We start from the raw sequence: 21,406 nt of genomic DNA, 5'->3' as shown, positions 1-21,406 counted from the left end.
GCATTCCCTCCCCGCGCAAGCTTGGCCGTTCAAACGCGGCCGGAACTCTGCTATCGGCGCGGGGACGGACGAATTGAAACGAGGTTCACCAGCATGATGGATGCAAGCACGGTCGCCCAGGACCAGCTTCGTTCCTTCGTGGAGCGCATCGAGCGCCTCGAGGAAGAGAAGAAGACCATCGCGGACGACATCAAGGATGTCTATGCAGAGGCGAAGGGCAACGGCTTCGACACCAAGGTCCTGCGCAAGGTGATTTCACTGCGCAAGCAGGACCAGAACGAGCGGCAGGAGCAGGAGGCGATTCTCGACCTCTATCTGCAGGCGCTCGGGATGCAGCCCGGCCCTTCCGAATAGGCCGAGGCATCGTCACGGGGACGCGAAAAAGGCGCCGCGGGCTCTGCCCGGGCGCCTTTTTCGATTCGCGGCCGGCAGGGCCGGCGAAGGGTGCCGCTCAGCGCGCGCGGCGGCGCTTGTGGCCGAGGCCCATCTGCTTGGCGAGGCGCGAGCGGGCCGCCGCGTAGTTCGGCGCCACCATCGGGTAATCCGCCGGCAGGTCCCACTTCTCGCGGTATTCCTCCGGCGAGAGGTTGTAATGCGTCATGAGATGGCGCTTGAGCGACTTGAACTTCTTCCCGTCCTCGAGACAGATGATGTAATCGTCCGTCACCGACTTCTTGACCGGCACGGCGGGCTTGGGCTTCTCCGCCTGCGGCGCCTGCGGGGCGGCCGTGGTGCGGCCGAGCGCGCCATAGACGTCGGAAATGAGCGCGGGGAGATCGGAAACGGGCAGCGAGTTGTTGCTGACATAGGCGGCCACGACCTCGGCCGTCAGCTCCATCAGCATCTCGTTGTTATCGGTGCTTTCGCTCTGTTCCATCTAGCCCACCTGGAAAACGGACGCGATGCTCCGTCGGCGTCCTGATGATTATGCTTCCGCGCCAAAACGGCGGATGGCCCGCCGGATGATGGCCCGCACCGCAATTGACCTGCGTTACGCGTGCCTTTGTATTTAGAGATTGTTATCGCATGTCAAGCCTCGTCTTCGCAGCCGAAGTTGCGGCAAGGCTCCCGAAATGCCGGACGGGTCGGGTTTACATTCAAAACAAGGGCATATGCTCGAAAATGGCCCATGCACGACTTGAGGGTGTGCAATACGCAACTCATACACCCAGCGCGCAAAAGCATCGCGCCCCATACGAAGCAGCACGCCGAAGCGTGCTGCGAATTTAAGCCGGGAATCGGGCAAGAAGGCGGACGAGACTCAATTGAGCCTTTGCATCGGCAGGAAGTTGACCGCCGATCCGCTGAAGCGATCGCTGGCCGAAACACTTGTGGCCGGCGCGAAGCCGCTGGCCACCCCGGCCACCGGAACATCCACCACGAGCATGTTGCCGCGCGGCCTGGCCGGGCGCGATTCCAGCGCGCGGTCTTCCAGGCCCGTCACGAGCGAGGCGACCTCGATCCGGCGACCGATCATCTCGTCCACATCCATGACCCTGGGCGCGGCCGGCTGGGCACGCGCGGCCTCGGATCTCAGGACGCGGCCGCCCTTGCCGGACAGGGAGGGCGCCGGCTCGTCCATGGGCGCGGCGGCCAGGTCCGTGGGGGCGATATCGGCCGCTTCCTCCAGCGCCGCGACGAGCGCGGAGGGAACGGGTGTCCCGTCGGCGAGCGAAGGCTCTTCCGACGCCGGCTGCGCGGCCGGAACCGGAGGCGCGGCGACCGGCAGGGGCGCGGAAGCCTCCAGCGAGGCCATGGCGACGGGCTGGTCCTCGCTGTCCGCGGCGGCGACGGCCGGCGCGGCCTGGGGCACCGGCAACGCCTGCAGGATGGCCTCGAAGGGCGGGCGCGTGCTGGGCGTCGGCACATAGGCGAGCTGGCCGGCGCTGGCTGCGCTCGGCGCCGGCGTTTCCAGCGCGGCGACGAGCGTCTGCGAAACCGTTCCGGCGACGGGCGCTTCCTCGGCGGCGGCGGCAACGACGGCCGGCGCGGACCGGGCCGGGGCGCTGGCGGGAACGGGCACACGGGCAAGGTCGAGGGCTGCGACTTCCCGCTCGCGCGGAATCTCGGCGCCCGGCACCGGGGCCCGCGCGCCGCTGCGTGCGGAGGTGTCGAAGGCATTGCGCTCGGGCATGGGCACGCCGGCCGGAAGCTGCGCGGGCGCCGTGGGCCGCGAAGGCTGGGCGGCGGCGACCTGGACGGCCGGCGCTGGCGCCGGCGCGCGGCGGGCCGGCGCGGCGGGCCTCGGCACGGGCGCGGTGGCCGCTTCCGCCTCGTCCTCGGCCTCGTCCGCGCCGCCACCGAAGAGGCGCGCGAGAAGCGTGGGCCCGCCGGAGCGCGCATCGGCCATCTGCACGGAGGCGCCGCTGCGGCGCTGGTTGTACGAGGCGAGCGCGGTCTGGTAGCCCGGCAGGGGCTTGCCGTCGGCCGGCAGATAGATCGTGTTCCCCTGCGGGAAGATCTTGGCCAGCTCGTTGCGGTTCATGCGCGGCCAGTAGCGGCCATTGCCCATGTCGATATGGACGAAAGGCGAGCCGGAGCGCGGATAGTAGCCGACGCCGCCGAGCTGCAACTGGAGGGCGATGGAGCGAACGCGAGAGAGGGGCACGTCCGGGATGAAGAAGTCGATGGCCTTGCCGCGCGTGTGCTGGCTGTTGTCCGCCACACCGCTGGAGCGCGAGCGCAGGGTCCGGTTGGTCTTGGGCGAACGGTAGCCGCCGATGATGTTGATGTAGTCGCGCGTGCCGGAGCGGCGCTGGATTTCCCAGAGGAAGTCCAGCAGATGGGGGTCCATGTCGGTGGGCTTGCTCTCGCGCCAGTCGCGCAGGGCCCAGTTGGCCTTCTTCAGCCCGTCGGGCAGGAAGCGGCCGTTGCGCTTGTAGGTGATCTCGGTCTTCTCGCGCAGGTGTACGTGGTAGAGCTTCAATGTCCGGGTTTCGGCCTCGGCCGTGCCGCCGCTGGTGACGACCAGCATCAGGCTGGCGGCGGCGATGGCGGCTGCGTGCGCCCAGCGGCGCACGGCGCGTCCGGTCATAGCGAACATCCGGCGTTTCCCCTCGGATCGGCGACTCGCTCGCGATTGTCCCCAACGCAGGCGGGCCGGACTGAAGTCATCGGGTCATTTGTGTCCTTCGTCCGCCGCAACTGCGGCACGACGATGACAGTTCTCCCAAATTCACCTCTAATACAAAGTAAACCGGTTAACACCCGGTGAATTTCGTTGCAGCCCCTGTGCGATTCGGCGCAACCGCCCTCGCCCGCCGTCGCGAAGGAGCTTCCAACGCCCCGCGCTTCCCCCATATGGTGCGGCACGACAAGCCGCTTCCGCGCCTGGCTCCGGGCCGGGCCCCGAGGGCGGCGACCATCAGATTCGAGGTTTTCATGCCCTTCCGCACCAGCGCTTCCGAAGCCACGGCCCGAGTCCAGTCCCTAGACGGGCCGCTGCCGGAGTGGAATCTCGCCGACCTCTACGAGAGCCCGGACAGTGAGCGCATCGGCGCCGACCTCGCGGAAGCGGGCCGGCGCGCGCTCGCGTTTCAGGAGCGCTTTCGCGGCAAGCTGGCGCAGGAAGCGGCCAGCCCGGGCGGCGGGGCGCTGGCCGAGGCGCTGGCGGAGCTGGAGGCACTGGAGGAGCTTCTCGGGCGACTGGCCTCCTATGCCGGGCTTCTCTACGCCGGCGACACCGCCTCGCCCCGCAATGCCAAGTTCTACGGGGACATGCAGGGGCGGCTGACCGACATATCCGCGCGGCTCCTGTTCTTCTCGCTGGAGCTGAACGGGATCGAGGACGCGGTCGTCGACCGGGCGATGGAGGCCAACGCCGCGCTGGCCCATTACCGCCCGTGGATCGTGGACCTGCGCCAAGACAAGCCCTTCCAGCTCGAGGAGCGGGTGGAGGAGCTGTTCCTGGAGAAGTCCGTGACGGGCCAGGGCGCGTGGAACCGCCTCTTCGACGAGACGATGACGGCCCTGCGCTTCGATGTGGACGGGCGGACGCTGGCGCTGGAGGAGACGCTGAACCTCCTCCAGGACGAGAATCGCGACGTGAGGCGCAAGGCCTCGGAGGCGCTGACCAAGGTCTTCTCGCAGAACCTGCGGCTCTTCACCCTCGTCACCAACACGCTGGCCAAGGACAAGGAGATCTCCGACCGCTGGCGGGGCTTCTCCGACGTGGCCGATTCGCGCCATTTGGCCAACCGGGTCGAACGTGAGGTGGTCGATGCGCTGGCAACGGCCGTGCAGGCCAGTTATCCGGCCATCTCGCATCGCTACTACGCGTTGAAGAGCCGTTGGCTCGGGCTGGAGCGGCTTGAATCCTACGACCGGAACGCGCCCCTCCCCGGCCCGAAGCGCAACGACATTCCCTGGCGGGAGGCGCGCGAGACGGTGCTTTCGGCCTATGCTGGTTTTTCGAGCGACATGGCGGAGATCGCCAGCCGGTTCTTCGATCGCGGGTGGATCGACGCGGGCGTGCGGCCGGGCAAGTCGCCCGGCGCCTTCGCCCATCCCACCGTGCCCTCCGCGCACCCCTATGTGCTCGTCAACTACATGGGCAAGCAGCGCGACGTGATGACGCTGGCGCACGAGCTGGGCCATGGCGTGCATCAGGTGCTGGCCGCCGAACAGGGCGCGCTGATGGCCCCCACGCCCCTCACGCTGGCCGAGACGGCCTCGGTGTTCGGCGAGATGCTGACCTTCCGCTCGCTGCTGGAGCGGACCACCGGCAAGACCGAGCGCCGCGCGCTCCTGGCCTCCAAGGTGGAGGACATGATCAACACCGTGGTGCGCCAGATCGCCTTCTACCTGTTCGAGCGGCGCGTGCACGAGGCGCGGCGCGAGGGCGAGCTGACCTCCGAGGAGATCGGGCGAATCTGGCGCGAGGTGCAGGCCGAGAGCCTGGGCCCCTCCATCCATCTCGGCCCGGGCTACGAGACGTTCTGGACCTATGTGCCGCATTTCGTGCACTCGCCCTTCTACGTCTATGCCTACGCTTTCGGCGACTGTCTGGTGAACTCTCTCTATGCCGTCTACCAGGGCTCGGAAGAGGGCTTCCAGGAGAAGTATTTCGCCATGCTGCGGGCCGGTGGCACCAAGCACCACTCGCAGCTTCTGGCACCGTTCGGGCTCGACGCGAGCGATCCGGGCTTCTGGGCCAGGGGGCTCGGCGTCATCGCCGGCCTGATCGACGAGCTGGAAGCGCTGGAGGACTAGAAGGCCCCGCCCCACATGGCGCGGCGGGCGGCCTTGAATGCCTCCCCGTCCCGCCGGCTGACGACGCGCTCCTCCAGCGCGCCGTCGTCCCGGCAGAGCTTGAGGGAGATGCGCCCGCCGCCGCCGCGCGGCATGGAGAGGATTCGGGCCCGCGGGCCGGGCGCGGGGGTGCGTGCCACGGCGAGATAGGCGAATTTCTCGTCCTCGAAGGGCGCCTCGCCGCCCTTCACCAGCCGATGCAGGCGCGAGCGCGGCAGGCGCCGGGCGAAGTGGCACCAGTCGGGCGCCGCCACGGGACAGGCCTCGTGGTGCGGGCATGGTGCGACGAGATGGGCGCCGCCTGCCAGAAGCTGCGCCCGCGCGGCGAGGATGCGCCGCCATCCGGCCGGCGTTCCGGGCTCCACGATGATGAGGACGCCCTGCGTGCGCCCCCACAGCTCGGCGACGAGGCGCCGCCCCTCTTCGGGCGATACTTCATCCAGCACGTAGGAGAGCGTCACCAGATCGGCCGGCGCGGCGGCCGCCAGCGCCTTTCGGGCATCGCCGGCGACGAAGGCGGGCGCGAAGGCGAAGGCGCCGCCAGCCAGCCGCTCGGCCATGCGCCGGATCGGGTCGCTCGCCTCCAGAAGCGTGGCGGCGCAAAGGCCATCGAACGCGTCGGCTGCCGCCCAGAGCACCGTGCCGGGGCCGGCGCCCACATCCAGAAGGCTTCGCGGCGCGAGATCGGGCCGGGCCCCGGCCGTCTGCGCCATCGCCTCGCGGATCGCGGCATAGGTCGCGGGCATGCGGGCGGCCACATAGGCCCTGGCGCGCAGATCGTCGCCGATATGGAGCCGGCCGTCGCGCGTCTCGGCGCGGTAGCGTTGCGAAAGCGTCTCGCCCGCGCGCCTCAGCGCGTCGAGGGGCGTCTCGGCCAGTGCGTCCTCTATGGCGCGTCTCAAGGGGGCGGGCAGTTCCATGGGCCAGCTTCTTGCCGTTTCGTCGCGCGAAAGTCACGAGCCTTGCCTATGATCGGCATCGCCCTTTCAATTCCCCTCATTCTGGTCTAGCCGACCAGTTCACAGGCCACGGCCGCCCACAAGGAAGCTTCATCGAAAATGGCGAACGAAAACCACCCGATCCACGGCAAGATCACCGGCCCCATCGTGATGATCGGCTTCGGCTCCATCGGACGGGGCACGCTGCCGCTGATCGAGCGCCATTTCGAGTACGACAAGGCGCGCCTGACGGTGATCGACCCCAAGGCGGACAACCGCGCCATCCTCGACGAGCGCGGCGTGCGTTTCGTGCAGGAGGCCGTGACGCGCAACAACTACAAGGAATTGCTGACTCCCCTTCTCACCGAGGGCGAGGGCCAGGGCTTCTGCGTCAACCTCTCGGTGGATACCGGCTCGGTCGACCTCATGCGCCTGTGCCGCGAGCTGGGCGTGCTCTACATCGACACGGTGATCGAGCCCTGGCTCGGCTTCTACTTCGACGACACGATGTCGAACGCGGACCGCACGAACTACGCCCTGCGCGAGACGCTGCGCAAGGAGAAGCGGGCCCGTCCGGGCGGCACCACGGCGGTTTCCACCTGCGGCGCCAATCCGGGCATGGTCTCCTGGTTCGTCAAGCAGGCGCTGGTGGACATCTGCCGCGACACGGGCATGACGTTCGAGGAGCCGGCGGCCGGCGACCGCGAGGGCTGGGCGAAGCTCATGAAGAAGAGCGGCGTGAAGGGCGTGCACATCGCCGAGCGGGACACGCAGCGCGCGGTCAAGCCCAAGCCCATGAACGTGTTCTGGAACACCTGGTCGGTCGAGGGCTTCCTGTCGGAGGGCATGCAGCCGGCCGAGCTGGGCTGGGGCACGCACGAGAAGTGGCGGCCCAAGAACGCCCGCGATCACGAAAAGGGCTGCAAGGCGGCGATCTATCTGGAGCAGCCCGGGGCCAACACGCGCGTGCGCACATGGTGCCCCACGCCGGGCGCGCAGTACGGCTTCCTCGTCACCCACAACGAGTCGATCTCGATCGCGGACTACTTCACCCATCGCAACAAGAGCGACGAGGTGACGTTTCGCCCCACGGTGCACTACGCCTACCACCCGTGCAACGACGCCGTGCTCTCACTGCACGAATTGTTCGGCGCGGCCGGCAGGATCCAGCCGGAACATCATGTTCTGGACGAGGACGAGCTGACGGACGGGATCGACGAGCTGGGCGTCCTGCTCTACGGCCACGCGAAGAACGCCTACTGGTACGGCTCCCAGCTCTCGCTGGAGGAGACGCGCCGGATCGCGCCCTACCAGAACGCCACGGGCCTCCAGGTCACGTCGGCGGTGCTGGCGGGCATGGTCTGGGCGCTGGAGAACCCCGAGGCCGGCATCGTGGAAGCCGACGAGATGGACTATCGCCGCTGCCTCGAGGTGCAGACCCCCTATCTCGGCCCGGTGAAGGGCTACTACACGGACTGGACGCCGCTGGCCGACCGGCCGGGCCTCTTTCCGGAGGATCTGGACGAGAAGGACCCCTGGCAGTTCAGAAACATTCTGGTTCGCTGAAGGAACGGTTTGTTCTATATAGGACTTTGGATCGGGAGCGCTGCGTTCCCGATCCATCCCGAATCGACGAGGACCGGGTCCCCGTGGCGCCTGATCGGGGGCGACGCCGAGGAGACGCGGATGGAGGACTTCTGGACGGACGACCGCAGGGAACATGCGGTGGTTCGCGCCGTGATGGAGGCGGTGATGACCGGCAAGGCGGGCGAGATTGCACGCCATTTCGCGCCGGGCGCCGTCTTTTCCAACCGCTCCAATGCCGGGCTGATCGATGCGCCCTGGTACGACCGGATGGAGGGCGAATACCGCCTTGCCGGCGAGACGGAGGCCAAGGCCTTCGTCGGCGAGCTTCTCAAGCGCTCCCGCTACATCTCCTTCGAGCAGCGCGGCATCATCGTGGACGGCGACGCGGCGGCCAGCCGCTGCGACTGGACGCGCGAGGACGAGCGCGACGGCTCGCTCGTCACGGGCACCACCATGTACTGGTTCTCCTTCACCTCGGACGCGCGCATCCGCGCCATCGAGACCATCGGCTCGGTGCACTCCGTGCTTCCCGCTCGGCGCAGCGAGGTCGCCGCGCTGTGATTGCGCCGCAGTGCCCTTCCAAGCGGCGCGTTTTCCTCCATAATCCGTTCTAACCATCCCCTGCCCGGAGCCTTCCCGCATGAACCGCCACGTCCCCACCCTCGCGATCCTGACCGCCGTGCTCGCCCTGGGGGCCTGCGTCTCGCCATCCGACCGGCTGACGCGCGCGGAGATCGCGCCGCGCCAGACCGGCATTGAGGGGCGCTGGGCCGCGGTGGGCGGCCCGGTGGCCTACACGGCCACCTTCTCCGGCGGCAGCTTCTCCTCCACCGAGGACGCGACGGGCGCGCCGCTGGCCACCGGCAACTACCGCAATGTCGGCCCCAGCCAGATCACCATCAATTCCCGCTCCAACACCAGCGGGCAGGAATCGGCCATCAATTGCAGCCAGATGGCGGCCGACCGCATGGCCTGCGTGACGGCGGGCGGCACGCGCTTCGAACTGACGCGCCGCGCCTGAGGCGCGACACCGCGCCGTCTGGAAACGCTCCGGCGAATGAACCATATTCCGTGGCCTGAACGCCCGCTTGCAGCACAGGCCACGGATTCCCCACGATGAACGCTCCCTTCACGCCCGCAGCCGCAACGGCCATCGGCCCGCTTCCGGCCGGGCACCCGCCGGTCAAGGCGAAGAAGGTCGGGGTCCTTCTGGTCAATCTCGGCACGCCGGATGGAACGGACTTCTGGCCGATGCGCCGCTACCTGCGCGAATTCCTGTCGGATCGCCGCGTCATCGAGTGGCCGCGCGCTCTCTGGTATCCGATTCTGTACGGCATCGTCCTCAACACGCGCCCCAAAAAGTCCGGCCATGCCTATGAGCAGATCTGGAACAGGGAGCGCAACGAATCGCCCCTGCGCACCTTCACCCGCGCGCAGGGCGAGAAGCTGGCGGAGCGCCTGTCGGGCGAGAGGAGCGTCGTGGTGGACTGGGGGATGCGCTACGGCAAGCCCTCCATCGCCGAGCGGGTGGACGCGCTGATCGAGAAGGGGTGCGAGCGCATCCTGTGCTTCCCGCTCTACCCGCAATACTCCGCCGCGACCACGGCGACGGTGAACGACAAATTCTTCGAGCATCTGAGCACCAAGCGCTGGATGCCCGCGGCGCGCACCGTGCCCCCCTATCACGACGAGCCGGTCTATATCGACGCCCTCGCCCGCTCCATCGAGACGCATCTGGCGGGGCTGGACTTCGAGCCGGAACGCGTCGTCGCATCCTATCACGGCATCCCGCAAAGCTACTTCAAGGCCGGCGACCCCTATCACTGCCACTGCCAGAAGACCTCGCGCCTCCTGGAAGAGCGACTCGGCTGGGCGCCGGGGCGGCTGATGACCACCTTCCAGTCCCGCTTCGGCCCGGAGGAGTGGCTCCAGCCCTATACGGACAAGACGATGGAGGCGTTGGCGAGGGACGGCATCCGCTCCGTCGCCGTCTTCAACCCCGGCTTCGTCGCCGACTGCCTGGAAACGCTGGAGGAAATCGCGGGCGAGGCGGGCGACATCTTCCGGGAGCATGGCGGCGCCCATTTCACGCATATCCCGTGCCTCAACGATTCGGCCGAGGGAATGGACGTGATCGAACATATGGTGCGGCGCGAGCTTTCGGGGTGGATCGGCTGAGACGCCCTCGCCTTTCGCGGCCGAAGGCCGTATCTGGGGGAGGCAGATCAGGAGGAACGAGACGATGCTTTTCGACGGCTTTCCGGTGACCGGCTTCGGTCTCGTCGTCATCGTCCTTCTCGTCTTCGCCGTCCTCGCCCTTCTGTCGGCCATCAAGATCGTGCCGCAGGGCTACAATTTCACCATCGAGAATTTCGGCAAATACACCCGCACGCTCACGCCGGGCCTCAACCTCATCGTGCCCTTCGTGGAGCGCGTGGGGCACAAGATGAACATGATGGAGCAGGTGCTCGACGTTCCCACGCAAGAGGTCATCACCCGCGACAACGCCTCGGTCGCGGCCGATGGCGTGGCCTTCTACCAGATCCTCGACGCGGCGGCGGCGGCCTACGAGGTTTCCGGCCTGAAGAACGCCATCCTCAATCTCGTCATGACCAACCTGCGCTCCGTCATGGGCTCCATGGACCTCGACGACCTGCTGTCGAACCGCGACGCCATTTCCGAGCGCATCCTGCGCGTGGTGGACCAAGCGGCCCATTCCTGGGGCATCAAGATCACGCGAATCGAGATCAAGGACATCAACCCGCCGGCCAACCTCGTGGAATCCATGGGCCGGCAGATGATGGCCGAGCGCGAGAAGCGCGCGGAGATCCTCGAGGCGGAGGGCGCGCGGGCCGCCAAGATCCTGCGCGCGGAGGGCGAGAAGCAGTCGCAGATCCTGGAGGCGGAGGGCAAGCGCGAGGCGGCCTATCGCGAGGCCGAGGCGCGCGAACGGCTGGCCGAGGCGGAGGCGACCGCGACTAGGCTGGTCTCCGAGGCCATCGCGGCGGGCGACGTGCAGGCCATCAACTATTTCGTGGCGCAGAAATACACCGAGGCGCTCGCCAAGATCGCCTCGGCCCCGAACCAGCGCGTCGTCCTCATGCCTCTCGAAGCCTCCTCGCTGATCGGGGCCATCGGCGGCATCGCCGAGATCGCCCGGAGCAGCTTCCCGGAGGCGCAGGCACCCGGCACCACGGCCCCGCCGGCGGCCGCCACGCGGCGCCACCCGGCGGGCGTTCCCACGGTGGGCGAACGGGCATAGCGCGCGATGGCCGATATCCTCGCAACCTATGGCTGGTGGATTCTCGGGCTGGTGCTGCTGGCCCTCGAGCTGGCGGCGCCCGGCGTCTATCTTCTCTTCTTCGGCATCGCCGCGCTGGTGGTGGGCACGAACGCCTTTCTCTTTCCCGGCCTTGGCTGGCAGAGCGAAGTGATCGGCTTCGCCGTCGTCTCGCTGGTCGCCGTGCTTCTGGGGCACAAATGGTACGGGCAGCGCGGCACGCGCACGGACGGGACGGACCTCAACCACCGCACGCGCCGGCTGATCGGGCGCACCGCCACGTTGAGCGAAGCCATCGAGGGCGGGCGTGGGCGGGTCTCCATCGAGGATGGCTGGTGGACCGTGGAAGGCCCCGACCTGCCCCGGGGCGCGCGCGTGGTCATCAAGGGCGCGGACGGCTCCGTCCTGACGGTGCGCCCGGCCGAGCCGGGCCCGCCCGACCTGTCCTGATCAGGCGACGCCGATCCGCAGCAAATCGTGCAGGTGGACGATGCCCACCGGCGCGCCGTCGCTCACGACCATCAGCGCGGTGATGTTGGCGGCGTTCAGCATCTCCAGCGCCTTCACCGCCAGCGTTTCGGGCGAGATCGTCTTGGGATCGCGCGTCATCACCTCGTCGACGGTGCGCGAGAGCAGGTCGGCGTGAAGGTTTCGGCGCAGGTCGCCGTCCGTCACGATGCCGAGCAGCCGCCCGCCCTCCACCACCGCGACGCAGCCGAACCCCTTGCGCGAGATGGCGACGATGGCCTCCGACATGGGCGTGCCGCTCGGCACCAGCGGCAGCGTCTCGCCGGTGTGCATGATGTCGCCGACATGGGTCAGGCTCGCGCCGAGCTGGCCGCCGGGATGGAAGACGCGGAAGTCGCCGGCCGAGAAGCCGCGCCGCTCCAGAAGCGCCACGGCCAGCGCATCGCCGAGCGCGAGCTGCATGGTGGTGGAGGTCGTGGGCGCCAGGCCATGGGGGCAGGCCTCGGCCGCGCGCGGCAGCAGCAGCACCTCGTCGCTCTCCTTGGCCAGCGCCGAGGCCGGGCGCGAGGTGATGCAGACCAGCGGGATGGCGAAGCGGCGCGTATAGGCCACGATGCCCTTGAGCTCGGCCGATTCGCCCGACCAGGACATGGCCAGCACCGCATCGCCGCGCCCGATCATGCCGAGGTCGCCGTGGTTGGCCTCCACCGGGTGGACGAAGAAGGCCGGCGTGCCGGTGGAGGCGAAGGTGGCCGCCAGCTTGGTGGCGATGTGCCCGCTTTTGCCGATACCCGTTACGATGACACGGCCCTTGAGGGCGGCGAGCCTGTCCACCACGCGCCCGAAGGCCTCGCGCATCGGCCCTTCCACGGCCCCGGCCAGAGCCCGCAGCCCTTCGGCTTCGGTGGAGATCGTGCGGGCCGCCGAGGCGGCGGGGCTCGTCTTGTCGAAGCTGTCCATATGCATCCATCGCCGCTCGTCGCGTCGGCCCGGCTGTAGCCCAAAGACGAGGCTCGCGCAAAGCGGCGCGCCGTGCGCGCCTCGTCTCAATGTTTCGTTAACCCTGCCTGTTTAGGGTTCGGAAAGGATTTCGCGCGTGCCGGCCGGGCGGCGCCATGAGACGACAGAGCCCTTTGCCATGGCCCAACGCGCCGCGCCGATGACCGTGATTGCGCTGGCGCTCCTCGCCGGAGGCGCGACGGCGGCGGCCCAGGAGCTTCGCCCCGGCACGCTCGACCTTCGCACGCTCGACTCGCAGGATTACGGACGGATCGAGGACGATCCCTCGCTTCTGCGCACGCCCCCGGCCTCCGAGGAGGACGCTACGACGCGGGAAGAGGTCGCGCCGGACGAGGAGGAGGAGGCTCTGCCCTTCGACCTGTTCGAGGGCCCGCAAACGCCCGTGAGCCGGCGCGAGAACCTGCCGGGCGGGGCCGCCGGCCCGGCCGGGCGGACCGCCGCGCCGAGCGGCACGCCGGGCGAGGGCCGGCCGACGGAGCCGGCCGCCGCCCCTGCCGCCGCGCCCTTTGCCACGCTCGGGCCCGTGCGTTCCCCCACCTTCGCCGCCGTGCCGGTGGAGGGCCGCGTCGATCCGGCCTCGGCGGCCTTGCGCGCGAGCCTGCCGGTGCGTGGGGATGACCCCTTTGCCGCGCAGGGCGTGCGGCTCGGCCGCTTGCTCCTCCTGCCCTCCATCGAGCAGGAGGTCGGCTACTCGGACAATCTCGGCGCCGACAGGACCGAGGTCTCGGGCGCCTTCACCGAGACACGGGCCTCGGCCCGGCTCCTGTCGGACTGGTCGCGCCACGCGCTGGAGATCAACGCCATGGCCGGCTACCGGCGCAATTTCAGCGGCGAGGCACGCGAGGAGCCGCGCATCGGGCTGGACGGCCAGCTTCGGCTGGACATCGCGCAGGACTGGAGCGGCACGCTGCGCGGCGCGCTGTCCTACGCGCGCGAGGACGCCATCCTCGCCGAGCCCGGCCTGCCCGCGAGCGAGCGGCCGGATATCCTGGCCTATTCGGGGGGCGCGGAGCTGCGCCGCGACATCGGCCCCCTCACCTTGTCCGTCGCCGGAGACCTTGTGCGCGAGGAGCGCGATTCGGCTCCCTCGGGCGAAAGCCGCGACTTCACCACGGCCACGCTCGGGCTGCGGGCGGGATACGAGATCGCCCCCTCGCTCCGGCCCTTCCTGGCGGCTTCGCTCGGCCAGCGTGTATTCGATTCGGACAATGGCGGCGATTCGCTGATCCACGCCCTGCGCGCCGGCGTGGCCTTCGACTTCACGGAGAAGCTTACCGGCGAGGCGGCGCTCGGCTACGCGTGGAACGCGCCGGAGGACGGGGCCCTGGAGACGCTCTCCAGCCCCACGGTGGACATGAGCCTTGCCTGGTCCCCACGGCGGGGCACGGATGTCGTCCTGTCCGCCTCCACCTATTTCGATCCGGACGAATCGAACCTGACGACATCGACCGTCTACGAGACCGCGCTCGCGCTGCGCCACCGCGCCACCGCGCGCACCGAGTTCAACGGGCGGATCGGCGCGGCGTTTCGCCAGGGAGACGGGCCCGGCGCGCGGGACGATGTGACCTATGCGGCCGAGGCGGGCGTGACCCACTGGCTCAATCGCGCCCTCGCGCTCACCGCCCTCGCCCGCCATGAGCGGTTCGAGGGCGATGGGCGAGACGCGGACTACACCGCCAACTCGCTGCGCATGGGCATGCGCTGGCAGCGCTAGGCAGGCGGGCCTACTCGGCGGCGCTACGCTTCTGGGCCGGCTCCACCGTGTCGATCAGCTCCTGCAGATGGTCGTAGACCTTCTCGCGAATGTCCGGGCGCCAGAGCGCGAAGGCCACATTGGCCTCGATGAAGCCCTCCTTCGAGCCGCAGTCGAAGGTGCGGCCGGTGAAGTGGTAGCCGTAGAACTCCTGCCGGGCGGCCAGCTTCAACATGCCGTCGGTCAACTGGATCTCGTTGCCCGCGCCCTTCTCCTGCGTGGCCAGGATGTCGAAGATCTCGGGCTGGAGGATGTAGCGGCCGGAGATGAAGAAGTTCGAGGGCGCCTGCGCCGGGGCGGGCTTCTCGACCATGCCGTCGATGCGAAAGCCGGTGGAAACGTCGTTGCCGCGCCCCACGATGCCGTATTTGGCCGTCTCGGCGGGATCACACTGTTCCACGGAAAGGACGTTGCCGCCGGTCTCCTCGTAAAGCTCCACCATGCGCTTCATGCAGCCCTGTTCGGCCTGCATGATCATGTCCGGGAGCAGCAGCGCGAAGGGCTCGGGCCCCACGAGGTCGCGCGCGCACCAGACCGCGTGGCCGAGGCCCAGCGGCGACTGCTGGCGAGTGAAGCTGGCCGTCCCCGGCGTCGGCTGGAGCTGTTCCAGAAGATCGAGCTCGGCCTGCTTGCCTCGGTCGGACAGGGTGTGGACCAGCTCGACCTGGATGTCGAAATAGTCCTCGATGACGCCCTTGTTGCGCCCGGTCACGAAGATCAGGTGCTCGATCCCGGCCTGCCTCGCCTCGTCCACCACATACTGGATGACGGGACGGTCCACGACCGTGAGCATCTCCTTGGGGATCGCCTTCGTGGCGGGCAGGAATCTGGTTCCCAGACCCGCCACCGGAAAGACGGCCTTGCGTACCTTGCGCATTGAAACCCCTTTTGCAAAAATAGAAACATGCGGCCGCATGGCGGCATTTCCCCTCCGGCGGCACGCTAACCCGGACCTAGGGGAAAGAAAATGGCGAGCGTCCGGCGAGAGCGAAGGATTCGCGCAAGCCGCCTATCCTTTCGGCCAAGCAGGATGGCCGCCGATGCCCGGCCTAACGCGCTGCAAGTCCCTGAAATGCCGCTCTTAACCGTCTTGCGAAAAGGCCCCTTCCGGCGTCGATTCGGCGGCCCCGGTTTGACGCGGCCCGTTTTTAGGCCACAATTGATGGACGCGGCATGGCGAACGGGCCGCGATAGTCTTCCAGCCTGGAACGGAGATTTTTCCCTTTGACCGATCGGATGCACCATCTTGCTCGCATTGCTGCTCGCGGCGGCATGAGCCGGCGGGACTTCCTGGGCGCGGCGGCCGCGGCCGGCCTGAGCCTCTCGACCGCGACCGGGCTGCTGACGACGGGCGCGAAGGCGCAGGAGGAGACACCCCGGCGCGGCGGGCACCTGCGCCTCGGCATCCAGGGCGGCGGCTCCACCGACGTTCTCGACCCCGGCCTGTACCTGGCCAACGTCATGCTCATCACCGGGCGCAATTTCGGCGACACGCTGGTGGAGACGCACCCCGAGACCGGCCTGCCGCTGCCGGGCCTGGCCGAATCCTGGGAAGCCTCCGAGGATGCGCGCGTCTGGCGCCTGCGCATCCGCCGGGGCGTGCAGTTCCACGACGGCAAGGAGCTGACGGTGGAGGATTGCGTGGCCACGCTCCAGCGCCACTCCGACGCGGAATCGAACTCCGCCGCGCTCGGCATCATGGAGGGCGTGGAAAGCGTGGAGGCGGATGGCGACGAGCTCGTCGTCACGCTGACGACGGGCGACGCCGACCTGCCGCTGCTCCTGTCCGACTATCACCTGATCATCCAGCCGAACGGCGGGCGCGACGACCCCAATGCCGGCATCGGCACCGGGCCCTACAGGATCGAGAGTTTCGAGCCGGGCGTGCGCATCATGTTCACGCGCAACGAGAACGACTGGCGCGACGATCGCGGCTTCGTGGACTCGGTGGAACTGCTCGTCATCAACGACGCCACGGCCCGGACGGCGGCGCTCTCCTCCGGCCAGGTCCATTTCGTCAACCGCGTCGAGCCTCGTACGGTCGACCTCCTGGCGCGCGCTCCCAATATCGAGATTCTCCAGACCTCGGGGCGCGGCCATTACCTCTTCCCGGCCCACACCAACACGGCCCCGTTCGACAACAACGACCTGCGGCTGGCGCTGAAATACGCGATCGACCGCGAGGCGATGCTGGAAACCGTGCTGCGCGGCTTCGGCTCGGTGGGCAACGACTTTCCCATCAACCAGAACTACGCGCTGGCCCCGGACGATATCGAGCAGCGCCCGTTCGACCCGGACCGGGCCGCCTTCCACCTGCGTGAATCCGGCCATGAAGGCCCGATCCTCCTGCGCACTTCCGACGTGGCCTTTCCCGGCGCGGTGGACGCCGCGCAGCTCTACCAGCAGACCTGCGCGCAGGCCGGCATCCAGATTGAGATCCGGCGCGAGCCGGGCGACGGCTACTGGTCCAATGTGTGGAACGTGCAGCCCTTCTGCGCCTCCTACTGGGGCGGGCGCGCCACGCAGGACCAGTTCTATTCCACCGGCTATTACTCGCGGGCGGACTGGAACGACACGCGCTTCAGCAACGAGCGCTTCGACAGCCTGCTCCTCGAGGCGCGGCCCGAGCTGGACGAGGGCCGCCGCCGCGAGCTCTACCGCGAGATGGCGCTCATCGTGCGCGACGAGGGCGGCGCCATCATCCCCATGTTCAACGACTTCGTGAACGCGGCCCGCGCCGAGGTGAAGGGCTTCGTGCACGACATCGGCAACGACACCTCGAACGGCTACGTGGCCACGCGCGTGTGGCTGGACGCTTGAGCGTGATTCCCTCGCAGGCCGACACCGCCGGCCCGCAGAACGACAGCGCGGCGGGCTCCGGCCCGTCGTCCTCTGCGGGCCAGCCCCTCCCTACCAATCCGCCCCCCGGCTCGACATCATCCTGGTTCGCGCGCCATCCGCTCCTTTCGCTGATCGGGCAGCGGATATTGCTCGGCATCGGCCTCCTCCTCGCCGTGTCCATGCTGCTCTTCCTGGGCGTGGAGGCGCTGCCGGGAGACTTCGCGCAGACCTATCTCGGCCAAAGCGCGACGCCCCAGGCCGTGGCCAATATCCGCGCCGAGCTCGGCCTCGACCAGCCGGCGCTCACCCGCTACTTCCAGTGGCTCGGCGGCATCGTGCAGGGCGATTTCGGCTCCTCCTGGGCCAGCGGGCGGCCGGTGGCCGACCAGATCGGCCTGCGGCTGGGCAACACGCTGTTCCTCGCCGCCGCCGCCGCCATCGTCTCGGTGCCGCTCGCCATCGGCCTCGGCATGCTGGCCGTGCTCTATCGCGACCGCCTCGCGGACCGGGCGATCAACGTCGTCTCGCTGGCGGCCATCTCGCTGCCGGAATTCTTCGTCGGCTACCTGCTCATCCTGTTCTTCGCCGTGAACACGGGGTGGTTCGCCTTTCCGGCGACGGTCCATTCCGGCATGGGCCTCGGCGAGCGGCTCGCCACCATCGCGCTGCCCTGCGCCACGCTCGTGCTCGTGGTGCTGGCCCATATGATGCGCATGACGCGCGCCGCGATCCTCAACGTCATGTCCTCGGCCTATATCGAGACGGCGGAGCTGAAGGGGCTGTCGCGCCTCACCGTCATCGCCCGCCATGCCGCGCCGAACGCCCTGGCGCCCGTCATCAACGTGGTGGCGCTGAACCTTGCCTACCTCGTGGTGGGCGTGGTCGTGGTGGAGGTCGTCTTCGTCTATCCGGGCATGGGGCAGTATCTGGTGGACGCGGTCTCGGTGCGTGACATGCCGGTGGTGCAGGCCTGCGGCCTCATCTTCGCCGCCGTCTACATCGTCCTCAACACGCTGGCCGACATTCTGGGCATCGTGAGCAATCCACGACTGAGGCATCCGCGATGAGGCGCGTTCCCTTTTCCGCCTGGATCGGCATGGCCGGCGTCGCGCTCGCCCTCACCTGCGCCCTCTTCGCGCCGTGGATCGCGCCCTATGGGGAGCGGCAGGTGGTGGGCGACGTCTGGCTGCCGGTCGGCGGCGAGTTCTGGCTGGGCACCGACAATCTGGGCCGCGACCTTCTCTCCCGCCTCATCTGGGGCGCGCGCACCACGATCGGCGTCGCGCTGGCGGCCACGGTTCTGGCCTTCCTGGCCGGCACGATCCTGTCCTTCGTGGCCGCGGCGATGCGCGGCTGGACGGACCAGGTGCTGTCGCGCTTCAACGACCTGCTCATGTCGATCCCCACGCTGATCTTCGCCCTCGTCGTGCTGGCGGCCCTGCCCCAGCAGCTCGGCATCCTGGTCGCGGTGATGGCGGTGCTCGATTCCACCCGCGTCTTCCGCCTCGGCCGCGCCGTGGCGGTGGACATCGCGGTGATGGACTTCGTGGAAGCGGCACGGCTGCGGGGCGAAGGCACGCTGTGGATCGTGTTCCGCGAGATCCTGCCCAACGCGCTTTCCCCGCTGCTGGCCGAGTTCGGCCTGCGCTTCGCCTTCGCGGTGCTCTTTTTGTCCACCCTGTCCTTCCTCGGCCTCGGCATCCAGCCGCCGGCCGCCGACTGGGGCGGCATGGTGCGCGACAACAGGGACGGCATCCTGTTCGGCGTCTCCGCCGCGCTGATTCCCGGCGCGGCCATCGCCCTTCTGTCCATCTCGGTCAATCTGGTGGTGGACTGGCTGCTGAACCGCACGTCGAGCCTGAAGGGAGGGCGGGGCTGATGGAAACCGTTCTGTCCGTCGAGAACCTCAGGATCGAGGCCACCGCCCACACGCCCGGCGAGGCGCCGCGCCGGCTGACCATCGTGGACGACGTGTCCTTCTCCATCGCGCCCGGCAAGGTGCTGGGGCTGATCGGCGAGTCGGGCGCCGGCAAGTCCACCATCGGCCTTTCCGCCCTCGCCTACGGGCGCGGCGGGGTCGAGATCACCGGCGGCAAGGTGCGGCTTCTGGGCAAGGACCTCCTGGCCATGAAGCCGGGGCAGGTGCGCGAGCTTCGCGGCGCGCGCGTCGCCTATGTCGCGCAGTCCGCGGCCGCCGCGTTCAACCCCGCCCACCGGCTGGGGGACCAGATCGTGGAAACGGCGCTGGCCCATGGCACGATGAGCCGCGCGCAGGCCCAGACCCGGGCGCGCCGCCTGTTCACGGTCCTCGGCCTGCCGGACCCGGACCATTTCGGCCGGCGCTATCCCCATCAGGTCTCGGGCGGCCAGCTCCAGCGGGCGATGACGGCGATGGCGCTCGTGACCTGCCCCGACCTCATCGTCTTCGACGAGCCCACCACCGCGCTCGACGTGACGACGCAGATCGGCGTTCTCGTCGCCATCAAGGCGGCGCTGGCGGAGACGCGCTCCTCGGCGATCTACGTCACGCACGACCTTGCCGTCGTCGCGCAGATCGCCGACGACATCATGGTGCTGCGGCACGGGCGGACGGTGGAATACGGGCCGACGGCGCAGATCATCGAGGCCCCGCGCGAGGAGTATACGCGCAAGCTCATCGGCGTGCGCCGTCACGAGAAGCCGGAGGCGCCCGACCAGGGCGGGCGGGCGCTCTCCATCGAGGGGGTGTCCGCGGCCTACGGCCAGACGCCCGTCCTGTTCGACGTGTCCATGCACCTGCCGAAGGGGCAGACGCTCGCGGTGGTGGGCGAATCGGGCTCGGGCAAGTCCACCCTCGCGCGCGTCGTCACGGGGCTTCTGGCCCCCTCCTCCGGCTCCGTCCTGTTCGAGGGCAAGCCGCTGACCGCGCGGCTGAAGGATCGCACGCGCGAGGATCTGCGCAAGGTGCAGATGATCTACCAGATGGCCGACACGGCCATGAATCCGCGCCATACGGTGCGCCAGATCCTCGGGCGCCCGCTCACCTTCTATTTCGGCCTGCGCGGGGCCGGAAAGACGGCGCGGGTAAAGGAGCTTCTCGACCAGATCGAGATGGGCGAAGGCTTCATCGACCGCTACCCGGCCGAGCTTTCGGGCGGGCAGAAGCAGCGCGTGGCGATCGCCCGCGCGCTGGCGGCCGATCCCGAGATCATCCTGTGCGACGAGCCCACCTCCGCGCTCGATCCTCTGGTGGCCGACGGCATTCTCGATCTTCTCGCGCGGTTGCAGGCGGAAAAGGGCCTGTCCTACCTCTTCATCACCCACGACATCGCCACCGTGCGCGCCATCGCCGATTCGGTGGCCGTCATGCATCGCGGCCGCGTGGTGCGCTTCGGCGCCAAGTCGCAAGTGCTCTCCCCGCCCTTCGACGACTACACCGAAAAGCTGCTGGCCTCGGTGCCGGAGATGCGGCTCGGGTGGCTGGAAGAGGTTCTGGCGGAAAGGCGCGACCTGGAGGGGGCGGGCGCATGAGGCGGGACCGGCCGGCGCTGAAGGGCATCCTCTTCGACAAGGACGGGACGCTGCTCGACTTCGAGGCGACCTGGGGGCCCGCGACAGCCGCCGTGGTGGCCGCGCTGGCGCAGGGCGACCCCGCCAAGGCCGCGCGGCTGGCCGAGGCCGCCGGGTTCGATCCGCAGAAGAGAAGCTTCGAGGTGGCCTCGCCCATCATCGCGGGCGCGCCGGACGAGTTCGGGCCCGTCTGGGCGCGGCTTCTGGGCGTGCCGTTCGACGCGCGGTTCGCCGCCCGCATGAACGCGCTCTTCCACGAGCACAGCCTCGTCTCGCTGACCGGCTACGAGGACGTGGCGCCAGGCCTCGATGCGATCCTCGCCATGGGACTGGCGGTGGGCCTGGCCACCAACGACACGCAGAGCGCGGCCCATGCGCATCTGGAGCGCCTTGGCGTGCGCGAGCGCTTCGCCTTCGTGGCGGGCTACGACAGCGGCCATGGCTCCAAGCCCGGGCCGGGCATGGTCCACGCCTTCGCCCGCGCCATCGGCGCGGCGCCCGAGGAGGTGGCGATGATCGGCGACACGGGCCACGACATGGCCGCCGCCAAGGCGGCCGGCGCGCTGGCCGTGGGGCTGGCCCGCACGCCGGCCGCGCGCGCCGCCCTCGACGGCCTGGCCGATCTGGTGATCGACGACCTTGCGGCCCTTTGCACCCATCTGGAGGACCAGCGCCGGCAGGACACGGACCGCTGCGCGGGGTAGGCCAGGAGCCCTGCAC

19 protein-coding genes are annotated in these 21,406 nt (G+C 69.0%); 14 read left to right on the top strand and 5 right to left on the bottom strand.

What is annotated here, in order from left to right:
* Positions 1–93 precede the first annotated feature (93 nt).
* The gene (locus J7654_RS10380) at positions 94–354 is read left to right on the top strand and encodes a DUF2312 domain-containing protein (RefSeq protein WP_209735830.1); all 261 of its coding nucleotides are present in this window, start codon (positions 94–96) and stop codon (positions 352–354) included.
* A gap of 97 nt (positions 355–451) precedes the next feature.
* Here the strand turns inward: J7654_RS10380 and J7654_RS10375 are convergent, their stop codons facing one another.
* Together J7654_RS10375 and J7654_RS10370 are read right to left on the bottom strand one after the other, a co-directional pair.
* The gene (locus J7654_RS10375) at positions 452–877 is read right to left on the bottom strand and encodes a Ros/MucR family transcriptional regulator (protein WP_209735829.1); all 426 of its coding nucleotides are present in this window, start codon (positions 875–877) and stop codon (positions 452–454) included.
* A 384-nt stretch (positions 878–1,261) separates the two neighbouring features.
* The gene (locus tag J7654_RS10370; RefSeq protein WP_209735828.1) at positions 1,262–3,034 is read right to left on the bottom strand and encodes a peptidoglycan L,D-endopeptidase MepK; all 1,773 of its coding nucleotides are present in this window, start codon (positions 3,032–3,034) and stop codon (positions 1,262–1,264) included.
* A gap of 347 nt (positions 3,035–3,381) precedes the next feature.
* Between J7654_RS10370 and J7654_RS10365 the strand changes: the two genes are divergently transcribed.
* Positions 3,382–5,211 (top strand): M3 family oligoendopeptidase, encoded by a 1,830-nt coding sequence (locus J7654_RS10365; RefSeq protein ID WP_209735827.1) that lies wholly within the window; start codon positions 3,382–3,384, stop codon positions 5,209–5,211.
* Here the strand turns inward: J7654_RS10365 and J7654_RS10360 are convergent.
* Complete coding sequence (locus tag J7654_RS10360) at positions 5,208–6,170, bottom strand: small ribosomal subunit Rsm22 family protein (RefSeq protein ID WP_209735826.1); 963 nt, start codon at positions 6,168–6,170, stop codon at positions 5,208–5,210. The genes J7654_RS10365 and J7654_RS10360 overlap by 4 nt on opposite strands.
* Positions 6,171–6,308: 138 nt before the next feature.
* On the opposite strand from J7654_RS10360, the gene J7654_RS10355 reads away from it, so the two are divergent.
* The 6 genes from J7654_RS10355 (at position 6,309) to J7654_RS10330 (ending at position 11,505) form a co-directional block, all read left to right on the top strand.
* Positions 6,309–7,754, top strand: a complete 1,446-nt coding sequence (locus J7654_RS10355; protein WP_209735825.1) for a homospermidine synthase — start codon at positions 6,309–6,311, stop codon at positions 7,752–7,754.
* A 120-nt stretch (positions 7,755–7,874) separates the two neighbouring features.
* Positions 7,875–8,336 (top strand): nuclear transport factor 2 family protein, encoded by a 462-nt coding sequence (locus tag J7654_RS10350; RefSeq protein ID WP_209735824.1) that lies wholly within the window; start codon positions 7,875–7,877, stop codon positions 8,334–8,336.
* 79 nt (positions 8,337–8,415) lie between these two features.
* Positions 8,416–8,796: an Omp10 family outer membrane lipoprotein gene (locus tag J7654_RS10345; protein WP_209735823.1), complete on the top strand. Its 381-nt coding sequence runs from the start codon at positions 8,416–8,418 to the stop codon at positions 8,794–8,796.
* 95 nt (positions 8,797–8,891) lie between these two features.
* Positions 8,892–9,953, top strand: coding sequence for a ferrochelatase (hemH, locus tag J7654_RS10340; RefSeq protein WP_209735822.1), 1,062 nt, complete (start codon positions 8,892–8,894; stop codon positions 9,951–9,953).
* A gap of 64 nt (positions 9,954–10,017) precedes the next feature.
* A complete protein-coding gene (locus J7654_RS10335; protein WP_209735821.1) occupies positions 10,018–11,037 on the top strand; it encodes an SPFH domain-containing protein in 1,020 nt (339 codons plus the stop codon).
* A 6-nt stretch (positions 11,038–11,043) separates the two neighbouring features.
* Positions 11,044–11,505: an NfeD family protein gene (locus J7654_RS10330; protein WP_209735820.1), complete on the top strand. Its 462-nt coding sequence runs from the start codon at positions 11,044–11,046 to the stop codon at positions 11,503–11,505.
* On the opposite strand, the gene J7654_RS10325 is transcribed toward J7654_RS10330, so the two are convergent.
* On the bottom strand, positions 11,506–12,483 hold the full coding sequence (locus tag J7654_RS10325) for a KpsF/GutQ family sugar-phosphate isomerase (protein ID WP_209735819.1): 978 nt from the start codon (positions 12,481–12,483) through the stop codon (positions 11,506–11,508).
* Positions 12,484–12,661: 178 nt separating this feature from the next.
* On the opposite strand from J7654_RS10325, the gene J7654_RS10320 reads away from it, so the two are divergent.
* Positions 12,662–14,257, top strand: a complete 1,596-nt coding sequence (locus J7654_RS10320) for an outer membrane beta-barrel protein (RefSeq protein ID WP_209735818.1) — start codon at positions 12,662–12,664, stop codon at positions 14,255–14,257.
* 10 nt (positions 14,258–14,267) lie between these two features.
* On the opposite strand, the gene galU is transcribed toward J7654_RS10320, so the two are convergent.
* The gene (galU, locus tag J7654_RS10315) at positions 14,268–15,173 is read right to left on the bottom strand and encodes a UTP--glucose-1-phosphate uridylyltransferase GalU (protein WP_209735817.1); all 906 of its coding nucleotides are present in this window, start codon (positions 15,171–15,173) and stop codon (positions 14,268–14,270) included.
* 347 nt (positions 15,174–15,520) lie between these two features.
* On the opposite strand from galU, the gene J7654_RS10310 reads away from it, so the two are divergent.
* From J7654_RS10310 to J7654_RS10290, 5 genes are read left to right on the top strand one after another with little or no spacing between them, the layout of a single operon-like run.
* The gene (locus J7654_RS10310) at positions 15,521–17,116 is read left to right on the top strand and encodes an ABC transporter substrate-binding protein (protein ID WP_377946326.1); all 1,596 of its coding nucleotides are present in this window, start codon (positions 15,521–15,523) and stop codon (positions 17,114–17,116) included.
* A gap of 5 nt (positions 17,117–17,121) precedes the next feature.
* Complete coding sequence (locus J7654_RS10305) at positions 17,122–18,204, top strand: ABC transporter permease (RefSeq protein ID WP_377946333.1); 1,083 nt, start codon at positions 17,122–17,124, stop codon at positions 18,202–18,204.
* Positions 18,201–19,016 carry an ABC transporter permease gene (locus tag J7654_RS10300; protein WP_209735816.1) on the top strand — a complete coding sequence of 272 codons (816 nt, stop codon included), beginning with the start codon at positions 18,201–18,203 and terminating at the stop codon, positions 19,014–19,016. The genes J7654_RS10305 and J7654_RS10300 overlap by 4 nt, the downstream gene beginning before the upstream one ends.
* Complete coding sequence (locus J7654_RS10295) at positions 19,016–20,647, top strand: ABC transporter ATP-binding protein (RefSeq protein ID WP_209735815.1); 1,632 nt, start codon at positions 19,016–19,018, stop codon at positions 20,645–20,647. Before J7654_RS10300 ends, J7654_RS10295 begins: the two co-directional genes overlap by 1 nt.
* On the top strand, positions 20,644–21,390 hold the full coding sequence (locus J7654_RS10290; RefSeq protein ID WP_209735814.1) for an HAD family hydrolase: 747 nt from the start codon (positions 20,644–20,646) through the stop codon (positions 21,388–21,390). The genes J7654_RS10295 and J7654_RS10290 overlap by 4 nt, the downstream gene beginning before the upstream one ends.
* Positions 21,391–21,406: the final 16 nt, after the last annotated feature.

Source organism: Aureimonas populi (assembly GCF_017815515.1).
GTDB lineage: Bacteria > Pseudomonadota > Alphaproteobacteria > Rhizobiales > Rhizobiaceae > Aureimonas > Aureimonas populi.
Note: the sequence above shows the minus strand (reverse complement) of the source record. Positions and strands in the feature narration are given on the sequence as shown.

Coding starts and splice junctions, on each gene's coding strand:
- J7654_RS10320 (WP_209735818.1), top strand. CDS start 12,662: ATGGCCCAACGCGCCGCGCCGATGACCGTGATTGCGCTGGCGCTCCTC.
- J7654_RS10350 (WP_209735824.1), top strand. CDS start 7,875: ATGGAGGACTTCTGGACGGACGACCGCAGGGAACATGCGGTGGTTCGC.
- J7654_RS10370 (WP_209735828.1), bottom strand. CDS start 3,034: ATGACCGGACGCGCCGTGCGCCGCTGGGCGCACGCAGCCGCCATCGCC.
- J7654_RS10330 (WP_209735820.1), top strand. CDS start 11,044: ATGGCCGATATCCTCGCAACCTATGGCTGGTGGATTCTCGGGCTGGTG.
- J7654_RS10300 (WP_209735816.1), top strand. CDS start 18,201: ATGAGGCGCGTTCCCTTTTCCGCCTGGATCGGCATGGCCGGCGTCGCG.
- J7654_RS10335 (WP_209735821.1), top strand. CDS start 10,018: ATGCTTTTCGACGGCTTTCCGGTGACCGGCTTCGGTCTCGTCGTCATC.
- J7654_RS10290 (WP_209735814.1), top strand. CDS start 20,644: ATGAGGCGGGACCGGCCGGCGCTGAAGGGCATCCTCTTCGACAAGGAC.
- J7654_RS10375 (WP_209735829.1), bottom strand. CDS start 877: ATGGAACAGAGCGAAAGCACCGATAACAACGAGATGCTGATGGAGCTG.
- J7654_RS10355 (WP_209735825.1), top strand. CDS start 6,309: ATGGCGAACGAAAACCACCCGATCCACGGCAAGATCACCGGCCCCATC.
- J7654_RS10345 (WP_209735823.1), top strand. CDS start 8,416: ATGAACCGCCACGTCCCCACCCTCGCGATCCTGACCGCCGTGCTCGCC.
- galU (WP_209735817.1), bottom strand. CDS start 15,173: ATGCGCAAGGTACGCAAGGCCGTCTTTCCGGTGGCGGGTCTGGGAACC.
- J7654_RS10360 (WP_209735826.1), bottom strand. CDS start 6,170: ATGGAACTGCCCGCCCCCTTGAGACGCGCCATAGAGGACGCACTGGCC.
- J7654_RS10325 (WP_209735819.1), bottom strand. CDS start 12,483: ATGGACAGCTTCGACAAGACGAGCCCCGCCGCCTCGGCGGCCCGCACG.
- J7654_RS10365 (WP_209735827.1), top strand. CDS start 3,382: ATGCCCTTCCGCACCAGCGCTTCCGAAGCCACGGCCCGAGTCCAGTCC.
- J7654_RS10295 (WP_209735815.1), top strand. CDS start 19,016: ATGGAAACCGTTCTGTCCGTCGAGAACCTCAGGATCGAGGCCACCGCC.
- hemH (WP_209735822.1), top strand. CDS start 8,892: ATGAACGCTCCCTTCACGCCCGCAGCCGCAACGGCCATCGGCCCGCTT.
- J7654_RS10380 (WP_209735830.1), top strand. CDS start 94: ATGATGGATGCAAGCACGGTCGCCCAGGACCAGCTTCGTTCCTTCGTG.